16 protein-coding genes are annotated in these 18,573 nt (G+C 72.1%); 9 read left to right on the forward strand and 7 right to left on the reverse strand.

The window, feature by feature from the left end:
* Positions 1-295: 295 nt before the first annotated feature.
* The 3 genes from LQ327_RS22765 (at position 296) to LQ327_RS22775 (ending at position 4,442) form a co-directional block, all read left to right on the forward strand.
* Positions 296-1,948 (forward strand): diflavin oxidoreductase, encoded by a 1,653-nt coding sequence (locus LQ327_RS22765; RefSeq protein WP_230738054.1) that lies wholly within the window; start codon positions 296-298, stop codon positions 1,946-1,948.
* A gap of 87 nt (positions 1,949-2,035) precedes the next feature.
* Positions 2,036-2,731, forward strand: coding sequence for a hypothetical protein (locus LQ327_RS22770; RefSeq protein WP_230738055.1), 696 nt, complete (start codon positions 2,036-2,038; stop codon positions 2,729-2,731).
* Positions 2,732-2,876: 145 nt separating this feature from the next.
* The gene (locus LQ327_RS22775) at positions 2,877-4,442 is read left to right on the forward strand and encodes a T6SS phospholipase effector Tle1-like catalytic domain-containing protein (RefSeq protein WP_230738056.1); all 1,566 of its coding nucleotides are present in this window, start codon (positions 2,877-2,879) and stop codon (positions 4,440-4,442) included.
* 252 nt (positions 4,443-4,694) lie between these two features.
* Here LQ327_RS22775 and LQ327_RS22780 read toward each other — a convergent pair whose 3' ends face one another.
* A complete protein-coding gene (locus tag LQ327_RS22780; RefSeq protein WP_308286360.1) occupies positions 4,695-5,462 on the reverse strand; it encodes an SDR family NAD(P)-dependent oxidoreductase in 768 nt (255 codons plus the stop codon).
* 19 nt (positions 5,463-5,481) lie between these two features.
* Between LQ327_RS22780 and LQ327_RS22785 the strand changes: the two genes are divergently transcribed.
* A complete protein-coding gene (locus LQ327_RS22785) occupies positions 5,482-6,336 on the forward strand; it encodes a helix-turn-helix transcriptional regulator (RefSeq protein ID WP_230738057.1) in 855 nt (284 codons plus the stop codon).
* Positions 6,337-6,339: 3 nt separating this feature from the next.
* Here the strand turns inward: LQ327_RS22785 and LQ327_RS22790 are convergent, their stop codons facing one another.
* A complete protein-coding gene (locus tag LQ327_RS22790; RefSeq protein ID WP_230738058.1) occupies positions 6,340-6,810 on the reverse strand; it encodes a MarR family winged helix-turn-helix transcriptional regulator in 471 nt (156 codons plus the stop codon).
* A 144-nt stretch (positions 6,811-6,954) separates the two neighbouring features.
* Between LQ327_RS22790 and LQ327_RS22795 the strand changes: the two genes are divergently transcribed.
* From LQ327_RS22795 to fmdA, 4 genes are all read left to right on the forward strand, one after another.
* Positions 6,955-8,052 (forward strand): substrate-binding domain-containing protein, encoded by a 1,098-nt coding sequence (locus LQ327_RS22795; RefSeq protein WP_230738059.1) that lies wholly within the window; start codon positions 6,955-6,957, stop codon positions 8,050-8,052.
* A 156-nt stretch (positions 8,053-8,208) separates the two neighbouring features.
* On the forward strand, positions 8,209-8,514 hold the full coding sequence (locus tag LQ327_RS22800) for an FmdB family zinc ribbon protein (RefSeq protein ID WP_230738060.1): 306 nt from the start codon (positions 8,209-8,211) through the stop codon (positions 8,512-8,514).
* A gap of 164 nt (positions 8,515-8,678) precedes the next feature.
* On the forward strand, positions 8,679-9,317 hold the full coding sequence (locus tag LQ327_RS22805; protein ID WP_230738061.1) for an AmiS/UreI family transporter: 639 nt from the start codon (positions 8,679-8,681) through the stop codon (positions 9,315-9,317).
* Between the two features lie 55 nt (positions 9,318-9,372).
* Positions 9,373-10,626 (forward strand): formamidase, encoded by a 1,254-nt coding sequence (gene fmdA / locus LQ327_RS22810; RefSeq protein ID WP_230738062.1) that lies wholly within the window; start codon positions 9,373-9,375, stop codon positions 10,624-10,626.
* Positions 10,627-10,697: 71 nt separating this feature from the next.
* On the opposite strand, the gene LQ327_RS22815 is transcribed toward fmdA, so the two are convergent.
* The 3 genes from LQ327_RS22815 to LQ327_RS22825 are packed head-to-tail and all read right to left on the reverse strand — an operon-like array spanning position 10,698 to position 13,623.
* A complete protein-coding gene (locus LQ327_RS22815; RefSeq protein WP_230738063.1) occupies positions 10,698-11,909 on the reverse strand; it encodes a metal-dependent hydrolase family protein in 1,212 nt (403 codons plus the stop codon).
* Positions 11,910-11,951: 42 nt separating this feature from the next.
* Positions 11,952-12,716 carry an alpha/beta fold hydrolase gene (locus LQ327_RS22820; RefSeq protein WP_230738064.1) on the reverse strand — a complete coding sequence of 255 codons (765 nt, stop codon included), beginning with the start codon at positions 12,714-12,716 and terminating at the stop codon, positions 11,952-11,954.
* A gap of 31 nt (positions 12,717-12,747) precedes the next feature.
* Entirely contained in the window at positions 12,748-13,623 is an 876-nt protein-coding gene (locus tag LQ327_RS22825) for a fumarylacetoacetate hydrolase family protein (protein WP_230738065.1), read from the reverse strand.
* Positions 13,624-13,792: 169 nt separating this feature from the next.
* On the opposite strand from LQ327_RS22825, the gene LQ327_RS22830 reads away from it, so the two are divergent.
* Entirely contained in the window at positions 13,793-14,494 is a 702-nt protein-coding gene (locus tag LQ327_RS22830; RefSeq protein ID WP_230738066.1) for a FadR/GntR family transcriptional regulator, read from the forward strand.
* A 61-nt stretch (positions 14,495-14,555) separates the two neighbouring features.
* Here the strand turns inward: LQ327_RS22830 and LQ327_RS22835 are convergent, their stop codons facing one another.
* Both LQ327_RS22835 and LQ327_RS34965 read right to left on the reverse strand, forming a co-directional pair.
* Positions 14,556-15,299, reverse strand: coding sequence for a DUF5995 family protein (locus tag LQ327_RS22835; RefSeq protein WP_230738067.1), 744 nt, complete (start codon positions 15,297-15,299; stop codon positions 14,556-14,558).
* 23 nt (positions 15,300-15,322) lie between these two features.
* Positions 15,323-18,388 carry an ATP-binding protein gene (locus LQ327_RS34965; RefSeq protein WP_230738068.1) on the reverse strand — a complete coding sequence of 1,022 codons (3,066 nt, stop codon included), beginning with the start codon at positions 18,386-18,388 and terminating at the stop codon, positions 15,323-15,325.
* Between the last annotated feature and the right edge of the window lie 185 nt (positions 18,389-18,573).

Here is an 18,573-nt window from a genome sequence, read left to right on the forward strand (position 1 = left end):
CTCTGCAATTGTCCTGGTAACGAAACACAAGGTCGGTACGCGCACCGTACTGAGACTGCTCACTCGAACGGCCGTCGCACCCAACACATTAGCTGGACGACCGACTCGACTCCATCGAGCGCTCGATATGAAGATTCGGAGCGCCCGGACGCTTCGTGTTACTGCCCGCTCCGAGGCCGACAGGGCAGGCGTGTCCCGCGCCACAGATTTAGGGTAGGCATACCTTAGCTAATCTATGACCGTTAGATTAAGCGACGCAGAGATGCCGACCCGAGCCGTCTGTGAGGTGCCACCCGTGGGAGGACCACCAGCATCGAGCCCTGAGCCGGCGGCGAGCAGCGCCGTCGTGCACGTGCTCTTCGGGACCGAGACCGGGAACGCCGAGAAGGTCGCCGAGAAGACCGTCGAAGCCCTGACGGCGGCCGGCGTGGACGCGACGCTCGGCGAGCTGGCCGACGCCATGCCCGAGGATCTCGCCGGGATGACGCGCGTCGCAATCGTCTGCTCGACCATCGACGACGGCCAGCTCCCCTACGACGTCCTGCCGTTCTGGAAGGCGCTGATCAGGGTCGACGCCGGCCCGCTGGAGTCGCTGGAATTCGCCGTCTGCGGGCTCGGGGACAGCGACTACGAGGACTTCTGCCACGCCGGAGTACTGCTCGACGAGCGACTCGAGGAGCTCGGGGCGACCCGGATGCTCGAGCGGGTGGACTGCGACGTCGACTACGCGGCGCCGTCGCAGGGCTGGACCGACAGCCTCGTCGCGCTGTTCGGCAGTGCCCCCGACGACACCGCCACCGACCCCCCGACGACGGGTGCCGAGCCCGACGCCGTCGTCGGGACCTCGTCCGACGAGCCGGCCTGGGGTCGGCACCGGCCGTACCGCTCGACGCTCGTCGCCGCGCAGTCGCTCTCCGGGCCGCGGTCGTCGAAGGAGGTCCGGCACTACGAGTTCGCGCTCGCCGAGGCCGGGCTGGACTACGCGCCCGGGGACGGGATCGGCGTCGTGCCGCGGAACGACCCCGCGCTCGTCGCGGGCCTGATGGACCACCTCGGCGTCGCGGGCGACGACGAGCTGCACGTCGCGCTGACCCACGCCCACGAGATCGTCACCCCGTCCCGCGACCTGCTCGGCGAGCTCGCCCGGCGCACGCGGCACGACGAGCTGCGCGCCGCCCTCACGCACGAGGACACGGGCGCCCGCGCCGCCTACCTGCGCGACCGGGACACCCTCGACCTGTTGCGGGCGGCCGCCGTCGACTTCGAGGTCGGGGAGCTCCTCGGCCTGTTGCGGCCGCTCAAGCACCGGACGTACTCGATCGCGTCGAGCCCGCTGGTGTGTCCCGGGCAGGTCCACCTGACGGTCGCGAGCGTCCGCTACCGCGCCGGGGAGCGGGACACCGGCGGCGTGTGCTCGACCCACCTCGCCGACCGCCTGGCCACCGGCGACACCGCCGACGTGTTCCTCGAACCCAACGAGACCTTCCGGCTGCCGGCGGACGACGTGCCGATGATCATGGTCGGTCCCGGGACCGGGGTCGCGCCGTTCCGCGCGTTCCTCCAGCAGCGCCGCGAGCAGGGGGCACGCGGCGCGAACTGGCTGTTCTTCGGGGACCGGCAGCGCGAGCACGACTTCCTCTACGGCGACGAGCTCGAGGCGATGCACGCGGACGGGCTGCTGAACCGTCTGGACCTCGCGTTCTCCCGGGACCAGGCGGAGAAGGTCTACGTCCAGGACCGGATGCGCGAGCACGGGGCGGCGCTGTGGGCGTGGCTCGAGGACGGCGCGTCGTTCTACCTGTGCGGCGACGAGTCACGGATGGCGCCGGACGTCGACGCGGCGCTGCACGACATCGTCGCCGAGCACGGCGGACTCGACGACGACGGCGCGACGGCCTACGTCCGCACGCTGCGGCGGGACAAGCGCTACCTGCGCGACGTGTACTGAGCCGCTCCCGTAACGCCGGTGTGAGGTCGCGCGATCGTCAGACATCGGCCGCACGGAGCGGCCGCACGGGTGCGCGCGGGAGACGTCATGACACAGGCCGTGGGAGTACGACCGGGTTCCGTCACCGCGGCCCAGGTGATCATCAGGGTGCTCGCGGTGCTGGGCGCACTCGGCGCCGCCGCAACACTGGTGTTCGGCATCCTCGGTCTGGTGTCCGGGGCGACCGTGGCGGCGAACTACGCCGGCACCGAGAGCTCCGGGCTGGGGACCGCGTTCGGTGGCCTGATCGGGATGTTCTCCGGCGTCCTGATCTTCTCGGGGCTGGTCTCGGCGGCCTTCGTCGCCCTCTGGTTCTGGATCGCCTCGGCGCTCGGGCGGGCGAGCAAGGGCGCGCGGATCACCGCGACCGTGCTGTGCGGGCTCGACATCGCCTGGGGTCTGCTGATGGTGGTGCTGGCCGCGAGCGAGCGCGAGGCGGTCGTCGTGCTCCCCGCGCTCGTGCTCCTCGCGATCCCCGGCACCCTGATCTTCCTGCTCTGGGGTTCCGAGAACGCCCGCCGGTTCTTCGATGCCGTGGCGGTTCCGATGCCCGGTGCCTACTACGCGCCCGCTCCGATGTCCCCGCCGGTCGGGTTCGTCGCGCCGCAGGAGCAGGACGCCGTCACCACGCGGTTCACGGTGCCGCCGTCCTGCCGGACGTGCCGGTCGGGGCTGCAGCCGGGGTGGACCCACTGCGGCCGTTGCGGGGCTCCGGTCCAGCCGGGGCGGCCGGTCGGGGCCTGACCGGTCGGGGCCTGAGCGGTCGGGGGCCGCAAGGCGCGCCCACCCGATGGACGCAGCCGCGTCACGGACATGGCGGTGGTCGAGGATGGGACGGCGGGCGACGGTGACAGGGCGTCGTCGAGTTCGCTGATCCTCGGGGGAAGACATGAGCTGGTTGGTCGTCTGCTGCGACGGGACCTGGAGCACGCCGGACATGGCGTCCGTGACCAACGTGCGCCGGCTGTACAACCTGCTCGACGATGTCGACGCCGGGAACGACCCGCAGCAGAGCTTCTACGGTTCGGGGGTCGGCACCACCGGGTCGGCGGCCAGCCGGCTCGAGGCCGGAGCGTTCGGGACGGATCTCGACGAGAAGATCCTCGAGGCCTACCGCTGGCTGGTGACCCACTACAGCCCGGGCGACGAGATCGCGCTGTTCGGCTTCAGCCGCGGCGCGTACACCGTCCGCAGCCTGAGCGGGATGATCGCCACCTGCGGGATCGTCGACCCGGCGGGGCTCGACGCGGCCATGCTCGACGACCGGATCACCCGTGCCTACGAACACGGCTACCGCGAGCAACGTCCCGACTGGCGCGACGACATCGAACTGCGCTACGACCCGGACAGCGACGACATCCCCGTGCGGTTCATCGGGGTGTGGGACACGGTGGGCGCGCTCGGCATCCCGGCCAACCTGGAGTGGCTACGCCCTGAGCGCCGCGACCGGTACACGTTCCACGACGTGGAGCTCGACCGGCGGATCCCGGCGGCCCGCCATGCCGTGGCCATCGACGAGATGCGCGGTCCCTTCACCCCGACCCTCTGGGACGAGACCGAGCTCGCTCCCGGCCAGGACGTGGAGCAGGTGTGGTTCGCCGGCAGTCACCTCGACGTCGGCGGCGGCCACGTCGACCGCGGTCTCGCCGACATCACCCTCGAGTGGATGCTCGACGAGGTCGGGAAGCTCACCAGCATCGGGGTCGTACCGGCGGGGTCGCAGATCGTGCCGGACCCCCTCGCCGTCGTGCACGAGGACAATGACAACCAGTTCGGGCCGGGCGTCTCGCTCCTGCTCGACCCGTCGCTCGACCGCTGGGGCCAGCTGCTCTGGGACTCCCGGCCCCGCGCGATCCCGGTGATCGACGCCGGCCGGCAGCGGGCGGACGTGCACGGCACGGTCTACGCCCGGCAGCAGGGCCGCCCGATCACCGGCGGCCGGTACCGGCCGACGCGGGTCCTCGAGTCGGTGGGCGACACCGCCACGGTCGACGTCCCGGCCCGTGACCCGTGGACCGACGCCGGCCTGTATCTGATGCCCGGGCGCTACGAGTTCACCGGCGACGGCGAGTGGCGGGACGGGGGCGACTGGCTCGGCCCGCAGGGCACCGTCGGGCCCGGACTGAATCCGCTCACGCTGGTGGGCGGCGCGTTCGCCCTGGCTTTCCGCACCACCGCACGGGTCTGGACCGGGCAGGGGCACCCGGAGTGGACCTTCTTCGGCGAGCGCCGCCGGCCCACCCTCCCCCGCATGCGCCTGGTCGGCGTCGTCGCGAACGACGACGGGCCGGCGCCCGCACCCGGCGTCGCGACCCATCAGGTCGTCGACGTCGGCCGCGGGCAGGTCGCGGAGGTCGACGTGCCCGGCTATCTCTACGCCTACGCGAACGACGCCTGGAGCTCCTACGACGACAACGCCGGGTCGGTGCGGCTCACGGTGACGAAGGTGCGGTGATCAGGTCGACGCCCGCCGTCATCGGCGGTCCGCATCGCGGTCGGCGAGGATTGTCGTCGCGTCCAGCCGCGAGCCCGTGGACTCCTTGCGCGCCCGGATCCGGTCCGCGACAGGCGTACTCACCAGGCCATCGTGCACCAGGTGCGGACCGCACACACCGAGCTCCACGGACAGCCTTACCGGGCAACCGAGTCACGGTGACTCGGTTGCCCGGTAAGACTTCCGGTCCCCCGGCCTCGTAGCGGAGCGCACCTACCAGGCCAGCTCCCGGTCGTCCTCCTGGAAGGTGCCGGTCGGTCCGTCGGCGCCGATCACGGCCATCCGGACGACGGTCGCCGCGCTCACCTCGACCGGCCGGCCGTGCGGGTTGGCGACCCCGCCGAGCTCGGTGGCGGTGTAGCCCGGCTCGACCGCGTTGAACTTCACCTCGGGCACCGCCCGCGCGTACTGCACCGTCAGCATCGACACGGCCGCCTTGCTCGCGCCGTAGACGATCGCCTGGACCTGCGACGCCGGGCGTTCCGGATCGTGGTTGGCGCCGAACGACCCGAGCGCACTGGAGATGTTCACGATGACGGGGTTCGCGGACTTGCGCAGCAGCGGCAGCGCCGCCTCGGTGACGCGGACGATCCCGACGGCGTTGGTGTCGAAGACGGCGAGCGCGTCCGGACCGTTGAGGGCGAGCATCGCGATGCCGGCGTTGTTCACGACGACGTCGACCCCGCCCTCCGACTCGAGCTGCGCGAAGGCGGCGGCGACGGACTCGTCGTCGGTGACGTCGATCCGGACCGAGCGCGCGCCGAGCTCCTCGGCGACCGCGCGGCCGGCGGCCTCGTCGCGGGCGCCGACGTAGACGGTGTGGCCGGCGGCGACGAGCTGGCGGGCGGTCTCGCGGCCGAGGCCCCGGGTCGCGCCGGTGATGAGCGTGGTTGTCATGGCTCCGACCATCCGCGCGTTCACGACGACGAGGCAGCCGTCGGCTTGTCGTAGGACCAGCAGGGCCAGGATCGGGCCGGCCACGGCGCGCAGACTGGGGCGCGTGGAGACCTCGGAGTTCGGCGCGGCGGTACGCCGCTGGCGCGACCGGGTGGCGCCGGAGACGGTCGGCGTCCGCGTGGGCGGACGTCGGCGGGCCGCGGGCCTCCGTCGTGAGGAGCTCGCGGGCCTGGCCGGGATCTCGGCCGACTACCTGACCCGGCTCGAGCAGGGGCGGGCGACGACGCCGTCGGCGCAGGTCGTGGAGTCCCTCGCCCGCGCGCTGCGCCTGTCCGACCCCGAGCGCGACCTGCTCTACCGCCACGCCGGGCACGCGGCACCCGGGCGCGACGTCGTGCCGACCCGGATCACCCCGAGCGTGCAGCGCCTGCTCGACCGGCTGGGCACCACCCCCGTCGTCGTCTACGACGCCACCTGGACGCTCCTGCTCGCCAACCCCTCGTACGACGCGCTCATGGGCGAGACCTCGACGTGGCGCGGGATCGAGCGCAACGCCGTCTGGCGCCATCTCGTCGGCCCCGGCACACGCGCCGTGCACACCCCGGCGGAGCAGGCCGAGTTCGAGGCCGGACTGGTCGCCGACCTGCGGCTCACCGCGGCGCGCTACCCCGCCGACCGGTCACTGCGGCGGCTCGTCGGCGAACTGCGGTCGCTGAGCCCGCGCTTCGTCGAGCTGTGGGACTCCGGCAACGCCGACCCGGGTCAGGACACGTCGAAGCACAAGGTGATCGACCATCCCGAGGTCGGCCGGATCACGCTCGACTGCGACACCCTGATCGTCGCCACCGACGACGTCCGGATGATGGTCTACACCGCCGAACCCGGTACCGAGGACGCGGAGCGGCTCGCCCTCGCCGTCGTGCTGGGGACGCAGAATCTCGGTGCCGCGCGCTCCTGAGCCCTATTCCGTGCCGTCGGACGGATCCGTGCTCACGGCCGCGGAATGCACCAGGCGGTGCAGCAGCGCCTCGAACTGTTCGGCGTCCTCACCGAGCGATTCCCGGTACTCCCGGCGGACGTCCGCGGTCGCCTCCTGCCATTCCGCGTGCGCCTCCCGCCCGCGCGCCGACGCCATGATGAGCACACGGCGACGGTCCGCCGGATCGGTGCGGCGCTGCAGGAGGTTCGCGGAGACCATGCGGTCGACGAGCTTGCTGAGCTTGGGCGCGAGGAGCAGGACATGGTCCGCGACGACGTTCATCGGACATCCGCCGCGTTCCACGAGCAGACCCAGAATCCGCCATTGGTCGAGGCTCGAGCCGTGGGCGCGCAGCGCATCCTCGAGCCGTTGGGTGAGGGTCCGCTCGACGAGTGACAGCAGGCGGAGCGACTCATCGCTCTCCCGCGTCGACGGTTCCGTACCGGCTGCCACCCGACGATGGTAACGGGGGCACCGATTCCGGCACGGCGACACCGGGATCGTGACTCGCATTCGGCGGAGCGGGGTCCGAGGGGGCTGGTCGGCTCGTACGATCGGACGAGCACCGGAGGGCGCGCTTCTCGCTAGCGTCGTGCAATGGCGGAGTCCCGGGTCGAGGTGCCGGGAATCGTGCGGCCACCGCACGGCGACGACGTCCTCAACATCGCGCTCGTGATCCCGTTGCAGGGACCGGCCGGCATCTTCGGACCCTCCTGCGAGGCCTGCGCCGCGCTCGCCGTCCGGGAGATCAACGCCGAGGGTGGGGTGCTCGGCCGCGAGCTGAACCTGGTGCCCGTCGACGGCGGCGCGAGCCCCGAGACGGTGGCCCTGGAGGTCGACGCGCTCGTCAGTGCCGGAGCCGTCGAGGCGGTGACCGGGTGGCACATCTCGGCGGTCCGGGAGGCGGTCGCGCCCCGCATCCGGGGCCGCGTGCCGTACGCCTACACCGCACTGTACGAGGGCGGCGAGGACCGGCCCGGCCTGTTCCTCACCGGCGAGACCCCGGACCTCCAGCTCGGCCCGACCCTCGACTGGTTCGCCGGCACGGCCGGGGTCCGGCGCTGGACGATCGTCGGGGACGACTACGTGTGGCCGCGGCGGTCGGCCGCGACGGCGTCGCGGTACCTGCGACGGATCGGCGGCACCGTCTGCGACGAGATGTACGTGCCGCTCGGGACGTGCGACTTCCGCGGCGTCCTCGGCCGGGTCGAGGCCAGCGGGTGCGAGGCCGTGCTGATGCTGCTCATCGGGAACGACGCGGTCGAGTTCAACCGCGCGTTCGCCGCGAGCGGCCTCGACCGCGACGTGCTGCGCTTCAGCTCGCTGATCGAGGAGAACGTGCTGCTCGCGTCGGGCGCGGAGAACACCCGCGGCCTGATGACGTCCGCCGGCTACTTCGAGGACCTCGCGACCAGCTCCGGGCTCGAGTTCGCGGCGACCTACTTCCGCCAGTTCGGCGACGACGCGCCGGTCCTCAACAGCCTGGGTGAGTCCTGCTACGAGGGTGTGCGGCTGCTCAGCGAGCTGACGCGGCGGGCCGGGTCGCCCCGGGTGCCCGCGATGATGTCGGTCGCCGACGGGCTCGCCTACGAGAGCCCCCGCGGCACCGTCGAGCTCCGCGACCGGCACCTGCGCCAGCGGGTCTTCCTCGCCGTCGCCGACGGACTGACCTGGGACATCGTCCAGCAGCTCTGACCGGACGCCTCAGGCGGTGACGGCCGTTGACAGCCGTCCCACGCGTCGCTAATTTCCTAGGAAATTATTTCCTGTCGGTCCATCCGGCGCCGGTCACGCGCGTCAGGGCCCGCCCGGGGCGGCGGTCCGTGGAGCACGACGAAGGGGGCACTCCCGATGTCCGTGTACGTGTACCGGTGCGACGAGGACGGCCCCGTCGAGATCGTGCGCCCCATCGGGACCGCTCCGGCGGTGATCCCGTGCCCGACCTGCGGCGTCGAGGCCCGACGGAGCTTCACCGCGCCGATGCTCGGCCGCTCCGGCGGCGACCAGAGCGGGCGGGGCGAGCGGATGGCGGCCATCGACCGGGCGGAGGCCTCCCGGACCGAGCCCACCGTGGTGTCCGCGCCGCCGCCCCGGAACTCCCAGCCCCGTCGAACGCCTCGTCTCGATCCCCGGACCGCGGCGCTGCCACGTCCATAGGTGCGCTCCGCGCTCGTGAGCAGTAATTGACGCTATAGCAGCAATTACTGCTCACGAGCGCGACGCGCACCTCTCGAAACCGAAGGGAACACCGATGATGCTGCGTCCCCCGATGACGGCCACCCCCGTTCCACGACACCGCACCTCCCGACGGGTGCCGCGCCATGGCTAGCGTCGGGCTGCTCTTCGTCGGCGCCGTGCTGTTCGTCAACGGCGCCATGCTGCTGGGCTGGGTGGACGGACGCTCGGCCGCGCCGATCAACTTCTTCGTCGGCGCCCTCCAGATCATCACCCCCACCTACCTGATCTTCACCGCGAACGGCGACGCCGACACGATCCTGGCGGCGTCCGGGCTCTACCTGTTCGCCTTCACCTACCTCTACGTCGGGCTCAACCTCACGTTCGACCTGGACAGCACCGGACTCGGCTTCTTCTGCCTGTTCGTCGCGATCTGCGCGGTGATCTTCTCGGGGATCAACTTCGTGCACTTCCAGGACAACGGCCTCGGCGTCATCTGGCTCTACTGGGCCTTCCTGTGGACGCTCTTCTACATCCTGCTCGGCCAGAAGCGCGCCGGGATCGAGCGCTACACCGGCGCCGTGTGCGCCATCCAGGGCTGGGTCACCGCGTTCATCCCGGCCTTCCTGCTGCTGACCGGCGTCTACAAGCAGGTCGTCAACCCCCTCGCGATCGCCCTGGCGATCTTCGGCGTGGTCGTCTTCCTCGCCCTGATCCCGTGGGCACGCCGATCGCGGACGCCGGCCGCCCCGGCCCCCACGGTCGACCAGCCCGCCGTCGTCTGAACGGCGCCGTCGCCCCACCCTCACTCACCGCACGATCCGATCAGGGAGAGATCCGATGCCGAAGCCGGTGTTCCCGCTCGACAGCAAGAGGAAGTTCACCGATCAGGCCCTCATCGGCCACAACCGTTGGCACCCCGACATCCCGGCCCAGGTGCAGGTCAAGCCGGGTGACACGTTCCGGGTGGACTGCCGGGAGTGGTTCGACGGCGCGATCGTCAACGACGACTCCGCCGACGACGTCCTCAACGCGCCGCTCGCCGGGGTCCACGTGCTCTCCGGCCCGATCGCGGTCGAGGGCGTCCAGCCGGGCGACCTGCTCATCGTCGACATCCTCGACGTCGGGCCGATCCCGCAGGAGGACACCGGCCCGCTGGCCGGCCAGGGCTGGGGCTACACCGGCGTGTTCGCCACCCGCAACGGCGGCGGCTTCCTCACCGAGCAGTTCCCGGACGCGTACAAGGTGATCTGGGACTTCCGGGGCGGACAGGCCACGTCGCGGCACGTCCCGAACGTGTCGTTCACCGGGATCGTCCACCCCGGACTGATGGGGACCGCGCCCTCGCACGACCTGCTGCGCAAGTGGAACGCCCGCGAGCAGGCGCTCATCGACACCAACCCGACGCGGGTCCCGGCGCTGGCGCTGCCGCCCAACCCGGACTCGGCGATCCTCGGGTCGCTGTCGGGCTCCGACTTCGAACGCGCCCGCAACGAGGCCGCCCGCACCGCGCCGCCCCGGGAGAACGGCGGCAACCAGGACATCAAGAACTTCACGAAGGGCAGCCGGGTCTTCTACCCGGTCTTCGTCGAGGGCGGGAACCTCTCGATGGGCGACCTGCACTTCTCGCAGGGCGACGGCGAGATCACGTTCTGCGGCGCGATCGAGATGGGCGGGTTCATCGACCTGCACGTCGACGTCATCAAGGGCGGGATGGCCACCTACGGGGTCACCGAGAACGCCATCTTCATCCCCGGGAACACCGACCCGCAGTACAGCGAGTGGATCGCGTTCTCCGGCACGTCGGTGACGCTCACCGGGGAGCAGCGCTACCTCGACTCCCACCTCTCGTACCAGCGGGCCTGCCTGCACGCCATCGACTACCTGATGACGTTCGGCTACACCGACATCCAGGCCTACATGATCCTGGGCGCCGCGCCGATCGAGGGCCGCCTGTCCGGGGTCGTCGACATCCCGAACTCGTGCTCGACGGTCTACATCCCGACCGGCATCTTCGACTTCGACGTCAAGCCCGGGAAGAACGGGCCGGCGAAGATCAACCCCGGTATGGGTGTACCGAAGGCCGCCGCGTAGGTGCGCTTCGCGCTCGTGAGCAGTAATTGATGCTCTGGCGTCAATTACTGCTCACAGGCGCGTCAGCGCACCTATTCCTTGTGGAACCGCCCCTCCTTCATGATCGCCTGGATCCGGTCGTGGTCCTGGAGGATCGTGATGTCGGCCAGCGGGTCGCCGTCGACGAGGATGAGGTCGGCGAGGTAGCCGGGCTGGACCTGGCCGAGCTCGTCGGGCCGCATCATGATCTCGCCGCCGAGCTTGGTCGCCGACAGGATCGCCTCCATCGGCGTGAACCCGAGGTACTCGACGAAGTGCTGCAGGTCCCGCGCGTAGGTGCCGTGCGGGGTCCAGGCGAAGCCGTAGTCGCCGCCGGGAACGATCCGGATGCCACGACGGTGCATCTCCCGCAGGCCCTCGACGGCGATCTCGAGCTCGCGCTTGTAGCCGACCGCCTCGGCGGCCTCCTGCGGGAACCCGAAGGCCTCCGCCTCGTACAGGGTGGCGATGAGCCAGTTGATGCCCGGCCCGACCCAGACCCAGTCCTTGTTGGCCTCGAGCATGTCCATGCCTTCTTCGTCGGTGAAGGAGGCGTGGTAGATGATGTCGACGCCGTTGCGCACGCACATCTTGACGCTCAGGCCGGAGCGGGCGTGGGCACAGACGCGCTTCCCGCGCCGATGGGCCTCGGCGACGGCGGCGGCCACCTCCTCGTCGGAGAAGTAGGTGTCCTCGGCGCGCATCGTGCCGGTGATCTCCTCACCGGTCATCGACAGCTTGATCTGGTCGACGCCGATGTCGATGAGCTCGCGGACGGCCACCCGCATGCCCTCGGGACCGTCGGCGAACTTGGTGATCGACTTGATGATCGCGCCGCCCGTCGTCGCGATCTCGGGCCCGTTCGCGAGGTAGTGCGGGCCCGGGATGCGCCCGGCGTTGATCGCGTCACGGCACACGACGTCGAGGCGCTCCTTCGCCGACGCCGCCCCCAGACACATCGTGTAACCGGAGTCGAGGTACTTCTTGGCCGACTCCACCGCGAAGAGCAGGTGCTCCTCGACGGGCATGTGGCCCAGCCCGTCGAGATCCGCGGAGTTGTTCCAGGTGAAGTGCGTGTGCGCGTCGCACAGCCCGGACATCAGCGTCCGGCCGCGCCCCTCGACGACACGGGCCCCGTCGGCCCTGTTCGGTTCGACGGTGCCGACGCCGGCGATGCGGTCGTCCTCGACGAGCACGTCGCCGGGGTACGGATCAGCACCGGTGGAGTCGAGGATCGAGACGTCGCGGAACAGGACCTTGCTCATGAGGGACTCCTCGCCATCGAGGGGATTCGGTTGTGGGTCGGGTCAGAAGAACTTGATGAGGTGCTCGGTCACCTCGACCGGGCGCTCGAGCGCCGTCCAGTGGCCGCAGTCGTCGAGGACGTCGAGGGTCGCGGCGCCGTGCGCGTCGGCGAGGGACCGGCTGATCTCCGGGCGACCGACGCCGTCGTCGGACCCGGTGACGAGCAGCAGCGGGAGGCTCCGGTCGACCGGGCCGGGGTCGGGGGCGCCGGCGAGCGCCTCGCAGGAGCGGGCGTAGCCCTCCGGGTCCTGGCGCAGCACGAGCTCGCGCACGGCGGCAGCCGTGCCCGGACGGTCGCGGCGGGTCGCCTCGGCGGTCGCGTTGCCCATGACGGCGTCGGCGATCGCCGGCATCTCCCCCGCGCGCGCCTTGGCCGCCCGGTCGTGCTGCCCCTGCTGCCCCGCCTCGGGCAGCGGCGCGGGGACGGCGCCGAGCAGCGCGAGGTGGGAGACCAGGTCGGGTCGGGTCGCGGCGAGGAGCCGGACCGTGATCGTGGCCATCGAGTGCCCGACGACGCGGGCCGGGCCGGTGCCGACCTGCTCGAGCAGGGCCGCGAGGTCGTCGGCGAAGCCCTGGATGGACAGCGTCCCGGTCACCGGGGAGCGGCCGGAGCCCTCCATGTCCGGGCGGACGACGGTGAACCGCTCGGCCAGGGCCGCTACCTGCGGTTGATAGAAGTTCGACGTGCCGCCGAGGCCGTGGACCAGCAGGACCACCGGGCCGTCGCCGGTGATCTCGACCGCCAGTTCCTTGCCGTTGACCTTCACGTGCTCGTCCTCCTACGGGGTTGTGCGGGGTTCAGCGGACGGTGTTGCGGATGGCGCCGAGGCCGGTGATCGCGCACTCGACGACGTCGCCGGGCTGCAGGAAGCGCGGTGGCTCGAACCCGATCCCGACGCCGGCCGGGGTCCCGGTGGCGATGACGTCCCCCGGAAGCAGCGTCATCCCGGCGGAGATCACGCGGATCAGCTCGGGAATGTCGAAGATCAGGTCCGCGACGGGGGCCTTCTGGCGCGGCTCCCCGTTGACGGTGCTGGACACCTCGAGCGCGGTCACGTCACCGACCTCGTCGGCGGTCACCGCCCACGGGCCCATCGGCGCGTGGGTGTCGAGCGACTTGCCCAGCAGCCACTGCTTGTGGTCGCGCTGCACGTCGCGAGCGGTGACGTCATTGACGATCGTGTAGCCCCAGACGTGTTCCGGGGCCTGGTCGTAGGAGATGCCCCGACCACCCCGGCCGATGATGACGGCGAGCTCGGCCTCGTAGTCGAGCTCGGCCGTGACCGACGGGTGGGCCTCGACGTCGTCGTACGGGCCGGTGACGCTCGTCGTCGCCTTGGAGAAGACGATCGGCTTGGCCGGCAGGTCCTCGGAGCGCTGCGGGGTGTCGTAGCCGGAGCGGCCGAACTCGGCGACGTGCTCGCGGTAGTTCTTCCCGACGGCGAACAGGTCGCGCCGGGGCATGGGCATCGGGGCGCGCAGGGTGGGGCGTGCGATGCGCGGCAGGTCGTGCACGGCGGCGATCCGCGGCGCCAGACGGTCCCAGTCCTCGATGACCTCGAGCAGCGACCGCTCCCCCAGCACCGGGCCGAGGTCGAACACGGTCACCTCGTCGGTCGGGTCGATCAGCCCGACGGCCTCGCGATCCCCGACCGCGAACGTCACCAGCTTCACGGGACCTCCCTGGGTGCGCTACTCACAGGCGCGGAGCGCACCGATCGAGACCAATCAGGACCATTGACGGCGTGTGGTGCTTCACATCGCGGCGTTGTCCCGACCGTACGACGCCGCGATTCGCGTGCCAATAGCACGACAACCGCGTCATTGGTCTAATATTGGTCGCATGGCCGCACCAGTCAGCCGTGAGACGGCAGGCCCCGTCGTCGCCCGCCTGAAGGCACTGCTCGACGAGGCGGTCGCCGCCGGGACGCTCGGGACGGGCGCGAAGATCCCGACGGAGCGGGCGCTGTGCGAGACGCTGCAGGCCTCCCGGACCGCGGTGCGCTCGGCGCTGGCCGAGCTGGAGCGCGAGGGCCGGATCACCCGGCACGTCGGGCGGGGGACGTTCCTCGCCGAGCTCGAGGCCGATCCGGGGCTGCCCGCCGTCGCGCGCGGAGCCGTGCAGACCAGCCCCGCCGAGATCATGGCGACCCGGCTGCTGCTCGAGCCCGAGGTCGCCGCGCTCGCCGCCCGCCACGCCACCCAGGCCGACATCGACCACATCCGGCACTGCCTGCGCCGCGGCGACGCGACGACCACCTACGACGAGTTCGAGGCCTGGGACTCCGCACTGCACCGCGCGATCGCGGCCGCGGCGCACAACGGGCTGCTGCTCCGGCTCTTCGACACCATGAACGCCGCGCGCGACCTCCCGGTCTGGGGCAGCCTCAAGCGCCGCACCGCGACCGCCGAGCGGCGTCGCGAGTACGAGCGCTGCCACGGCGAGATCGTCGCGGCGCTCGTCGAACGCGATCCGGACGCGGCCCGCGAGCACATGCGCGGACACCTCGTCGACGTCCGGACGAATCTGCTGGGCGCTCCGTGAGCTTGTGAGCAGAAATTGACGCCAGAGCCTCAATTACTGCTCACGAGCGCCGGAGGCGCACCTACAGGTGGGCGTGCAGGATCCCCAGCCCCCAGACCGCGGCGATGTGATCGCGTCGCTCCTCCTGCGCGGCGCGGTACTCCTCCCAGTCGGGGTCGTCGTGGTGCGCCCACATCGACATCGCCGCGTCCCAGGCGAAGTCCCGGGTGTCGCGGACGAGCAGGTCGCCGAACCAGTTGCCGAGCCGGTCGAGCAACGGCCCGTCGTCCGAGAACGGCGAGTGGAACTGGTGGCGCAGCATGTTCATGTTCGCGTAGAAGATGTCGTTGATCCGGTTGTAGTCGCGGTGCTGGGCGTCCCGCTCGGCCGGGCTGGAGTGCGTCTCCCAGGTGGTGAGCAGCGCGAACGCCAGGTCGAAGTTGACGTGGGCGTTCACGCCGGCCGCCGCGTACTCGAGCGTGGGCACCGAGTCGTCGGAACGGCAGGAGAACAGCACCTCCCAGCACTTCGGCACGCGCCCGACGCCGTTCGTGAGGGCCTTGATCGCCGCGAGGTACCGGCACGCGAAGGCCACGTCGAGGTCGATGATGAAGGTCCCGGCCTCGAAGGACCCGGCATTCACCGCGTCCTGCACCCCGCAGGTGATCTGGTGGTAGAGCGTGGTGAAGGCCGCGATCCCGTCCTCCTCACCGCGCGGGACCACCAGCTGCGCGGCCTTCTTGACCGCATCCAGCGTCTCGATCACCGCCGGGACGTCCGTCGGATCGGTACTCACCGCCGTGCCCAGTGCGTCGTTGACTCCCATGTCATCCCCCTGTCGGTGGGCGCCTACCGCGCCCGCACCCGTTGCAACAGCGCCGCCGCCTGAGTGCGCGAGCGCGTGTTCGTCTTGCGGAGCACGTTCGACACGTGCACCGCGACCGTCCGTTCCTGCAGCCCGAGCCGGCGCCCGACCTGACGGTTCGTCAGGCCCTCGGCCACCGCGGCCAGCACCTCGTGCTCGCGGGGTGTCAGGGCGGAGAGCTCCGGGGCGCGCGACGGCGACGACGGCGCCGCGGACCCGTCGGCCGCCTCGTCGGCCAGCGCGCCGCTGGACAGGCCGGCGCGGGCGGCGATCGCCTCGATCTCGCGCAGGAACGGGGCGGCCCCCATCTCCCGGGCGGTGTCGGCCGCCGCGCGCAGGCACGCCCGGACCTCGCTGGAGGGCTTGCGGCCCGCCCCGAGCAGCGCGTCCGCCCGGCGCAGCTGCGCGTACGCGGCCGGGTAGGGGTTGAGCAGGGCGCTCCACCGCTCGGCGACGTCGCGCCAGGCCTCCGGATCCGCGGCGCCCTGCGCGCGCTTCAGCTCGGCCCGGCACATCCGCGAGTACGCGATCATCGTGCGCCGCAGCGCCGGGACGATCGAGGGGATGCGCCCCTCGAGGTCGTGGAGCCGGTCCACCAGACGCCGGACGGCCTCGGCGTCGCGATCGCCGTGCGCCGCGGCCTCCGCCTCGGCCCGCAACCCGTGCCAGAGCAGCGGCGCGACGATGAAGACGTCGTCGGGGTGCCGGTCGACGACGTCGAGGCCCGCCGTCACGAACTCCCGGGCCTCGCCCGGCCGCCCCTCCCACATCTTCATGCCGGAGCGCAGCGTCAGCAGCGGCACCTGTCGTCGTTCCCCCGCCGTCGAGGACAGCAGCTCGACCGCCCCGAGGTCCTGGTCGGCGGCGCCGAACTCACCGCGCCCCACGAGCAGCCGGACCCGCGCGAGCCGGATCTCCAGGGCCTCGGCGCCCATCGGCCGCAGCGCCCACGCCTCGTCGATCGCCTCCTGGGCCTCGGCCCACCGCCCGAGCCGGAACAGCCCGTTCGCGACCAACGCCAGCAGGCCGACCCCGAAGGTGCGCGCCAGCCCCAGCTCGCGCATCCGCGCGACGCCCTGGCGCGCGAGCTCCACCCCCTCGGCGATCTCGCCCAGCGGGCCCACCAGCAGCTCCGACCAGTGCTGATAGGCACGGCCGACCCCCACCGCGTCGACGACCCGCTCCGCGACGGCGAGTCCCTCCGCCACCGCGGCCAGCCCGGCCTCCGCGTTCTCCCGGTAGGCCAGCGCGAACCCCAGGGTGACCAGCATCGAGACCTGCTCGACGTCGTCCCCGCCCGCCCGCGAGAGCGTGAGGGCCCGTTGCGCCTGCTCCTGGGCCTCCCGCACGTCGCCGTCGGCCAGCAGCGCGTCGGCGCGGACCGCGTGCAGCGCCGCCAACTGCCGCGACGGCGCGATCGCCGCCCCGGGCCCGGCCGCCACCCGGTCGGCGACGGTGGCCTCGACCTCCCGCACCGGCGCGTCGTCGAGCGCCTTGACGGCGTCGGCGGGGCGGCCGGCGTCGAGCAGGTAGCGCCCCAGCCTCGTCGCCAGCGTGATGTCCGTGCGGGGTTCGAGGTTCTCCAGCAGCTCCACGGCCCGCTCGTGCTCCCCCGCGAGATGGGCGACCTCGGCCGCCCGGCTGATCAGCACCGCGCGGTCCCGGCTGTCGTCGCCGGCCTCTCCGGAGGTCCCGCCGACGACGTCGCCCACCGTCAGCGCCCGCCGGATCGGCCCGGCCCGCAGCGCCCGCCGGTCGGTGAGCTCGAGGACCCGGGTCCACTGCCGGTGGGCGCCGCCGTAGTCGCGGAGGCGTTCGGTCACGCGGGCGGCGGCCGCGACGGCGTGCACCGCGGAGGCCACGTCCCCGGCGGCGTACCAGTGGTGGGCGCGGCGCAGCACCAGGTCCGTGCGGACGTCCACCACGCCGACCCCGCCCGTCGCGGTCCCGTCCGCCGGGAGCTCGTCGAGCAGGCGGTCGAGCGCGAGCGCGTAGCGACGGTGCAGCTCGCGGCGCTCCCCCGGCATCAGCTCCTCGGAGATCACCTCGCGGATCAGGCCATGGCGCAGGGCGTAGCCGTCGGTGGCGGGGTCGACGACGACGAGCGCCGCGGACACCGCGTCCCGCAGCGCCGACACCAGCGCGGGCTCGGAGAGCTGCACGACGTCGGACAGCAGACGGTGCGGCACCGGTTCCTCCCCGAGGGCCAGGGCCTGCACGACGGCGGTGGCGATCGGGCCCATCGGGGCGACGCGGCCGAGGACGAGGTCGCGCAGCGGGCCGGGGAGCGTCCCGTGCTCGCCGGCCGCGATCGCGCGCAGCGTCTCGGCGACGATGAACGCGTTGCCGCCGGAGCGCTCCCACACCCGGTCGACGAGCTCGGGGGCGTCGCCGACCGCGGCGCTCACCAACCGGCCGACGGTGCCCCGGTCGAGCGGCTCGAGGTCGCGGACGACGGCCCGCGGGTGGCGACGGAGCTCGGCGACCATCGTCTGCAGCGGATGCCGGTTCGTGAACGCCTCGGGTCGCAGGGTCACCACGACGAACACCGGCTCGTGGTGCAGGTGTGCGGCGAGGGTGACGACGGCGTCGCGGGTCCCGGGGTCCGCCCAGTGCAGGTCCTCGACGGCGAGCAGCACCGGGGCCGCGTCGGCGAGCGTCGTCAGGACCCGGCGGATCAGCTCCAGCCCGTGCGCGCCCGGATCGACAACCTGTCCGGGCGCCGGGTCGAGCAGGGCGGGCAGCTCCGCGGCGATCGGGGCGAGTGCGGCGCGGGCGTCCTCGGCGGCGGCCGAGGCCGGGGCGAGCAGGCCGCGCAGCGCGGAGATCAGCGGCCAGAACGGCAGCTGGTCCCCCACGTCGATCGACGCGCCGGTGAGCACGAACGCGCCCTCGGCCTCGGCGTGATCGACGAGCCGCCGGACCAGCCGGCTCTTCCCGGCTCCGGCCTCGGCGCGCAGCAGCACGGTGGCCGGGCGGCCGGCGCGGACGGAACGCCACGAATCGACGATGGCGTCGAATTCGGCGCGACGCCACGGATCTGTATCCACAGCGCTCTGACCAGCCACGATATGGACGTTAGAGGGCGTCGCGGGGGATGGTCCAGACGTCCGGGGGCGGCAGCGTTGTCACTAGTCAGTTCTGCTGATGGCGGTGACGATCCCGTACTGAGGACTCTGGGTACCAGCTGTTCGGATGCGACCCCGAGCAGCATCGGGTGGACGGCGTGGCAGTG

This window comes from Actinomycetospora endophytica, assembly GCF_021026375.1.
In the GTDB taxonomy this organism is placed as follows: domain Bacteria; phylum Actinomycetota; class Actinomycetes; order Mycobacteriales; family Pseudonocardiaceae; genus Actinomycetospora; species Actinomycetospora endophytica.

Bases quoted from the DNA above. Each gene is read 5' to 3' on its own strand.
- LQ327_RS22770 (WP_230738055.1), top strand. From the start codon at position 2,036: ATGACACAGGCCGTGGGAGTACGACCGGGTTCCGTCACCGCGGCCCAG.
- LQ327_RS22775 (WP_230738056.1), top strand. From the start codon at position 2,877: ATGAGCTGGTTGGTCGTCTGCTGCGACGGGACCTGGAGCACGCCGGAC.
- LQ327_RS22795 (WP_230738059.1), top strand. From the start codon at position 6,955: ATGGCGGAGTCCCGGGTCGAGGTGCCGGGAATCGTGCGGCCACCGCAC.
- LQ327_RS22800 (WP_230738060.1), top strand. From the start codon at position 8,209: ATGTCCGTGTACGTGTACCGGTGCGACGAGGACGGCCCCGTCGAGATC.
- LQ327_RS22805 (WP_230738061.1), top strand. From the start codon at position 8,679: ATGGCTAGCGTCGGGCTGCTCTTCGTCGGCGCCGTGCTGTTCGTCAAC.
- fmdA (WP_230738062.1), top strand. From the start codon at position 9,373: ATGCCGAAGCCGGTGTTCCCGCTCGACAGCAAGAGGAAGTTCACCGAT.
- LQ327_RS22815 (WP_230738063.1), bottom strand. From the start codon at position 11,909: ATGAGCAAGGTCCTGTTCCGCGACGTCTCGATCCTCGACTCCACCGGT.
- LQ327_RS22830 (WP_230738066.1), top strand. From the start codon at position 13,793: ATGGCCGCACCAGTCAGCCGTGAGACGGCAGGCCCCGTCGTCGCCCGC.
- LQ327_RS22835 (WP_230738067.1), bottom strand. From the start codon at position 15,299: ATGGGAGTCAACGACGCACTGGGCACGGCGGTGAGTACCGATCCGACG.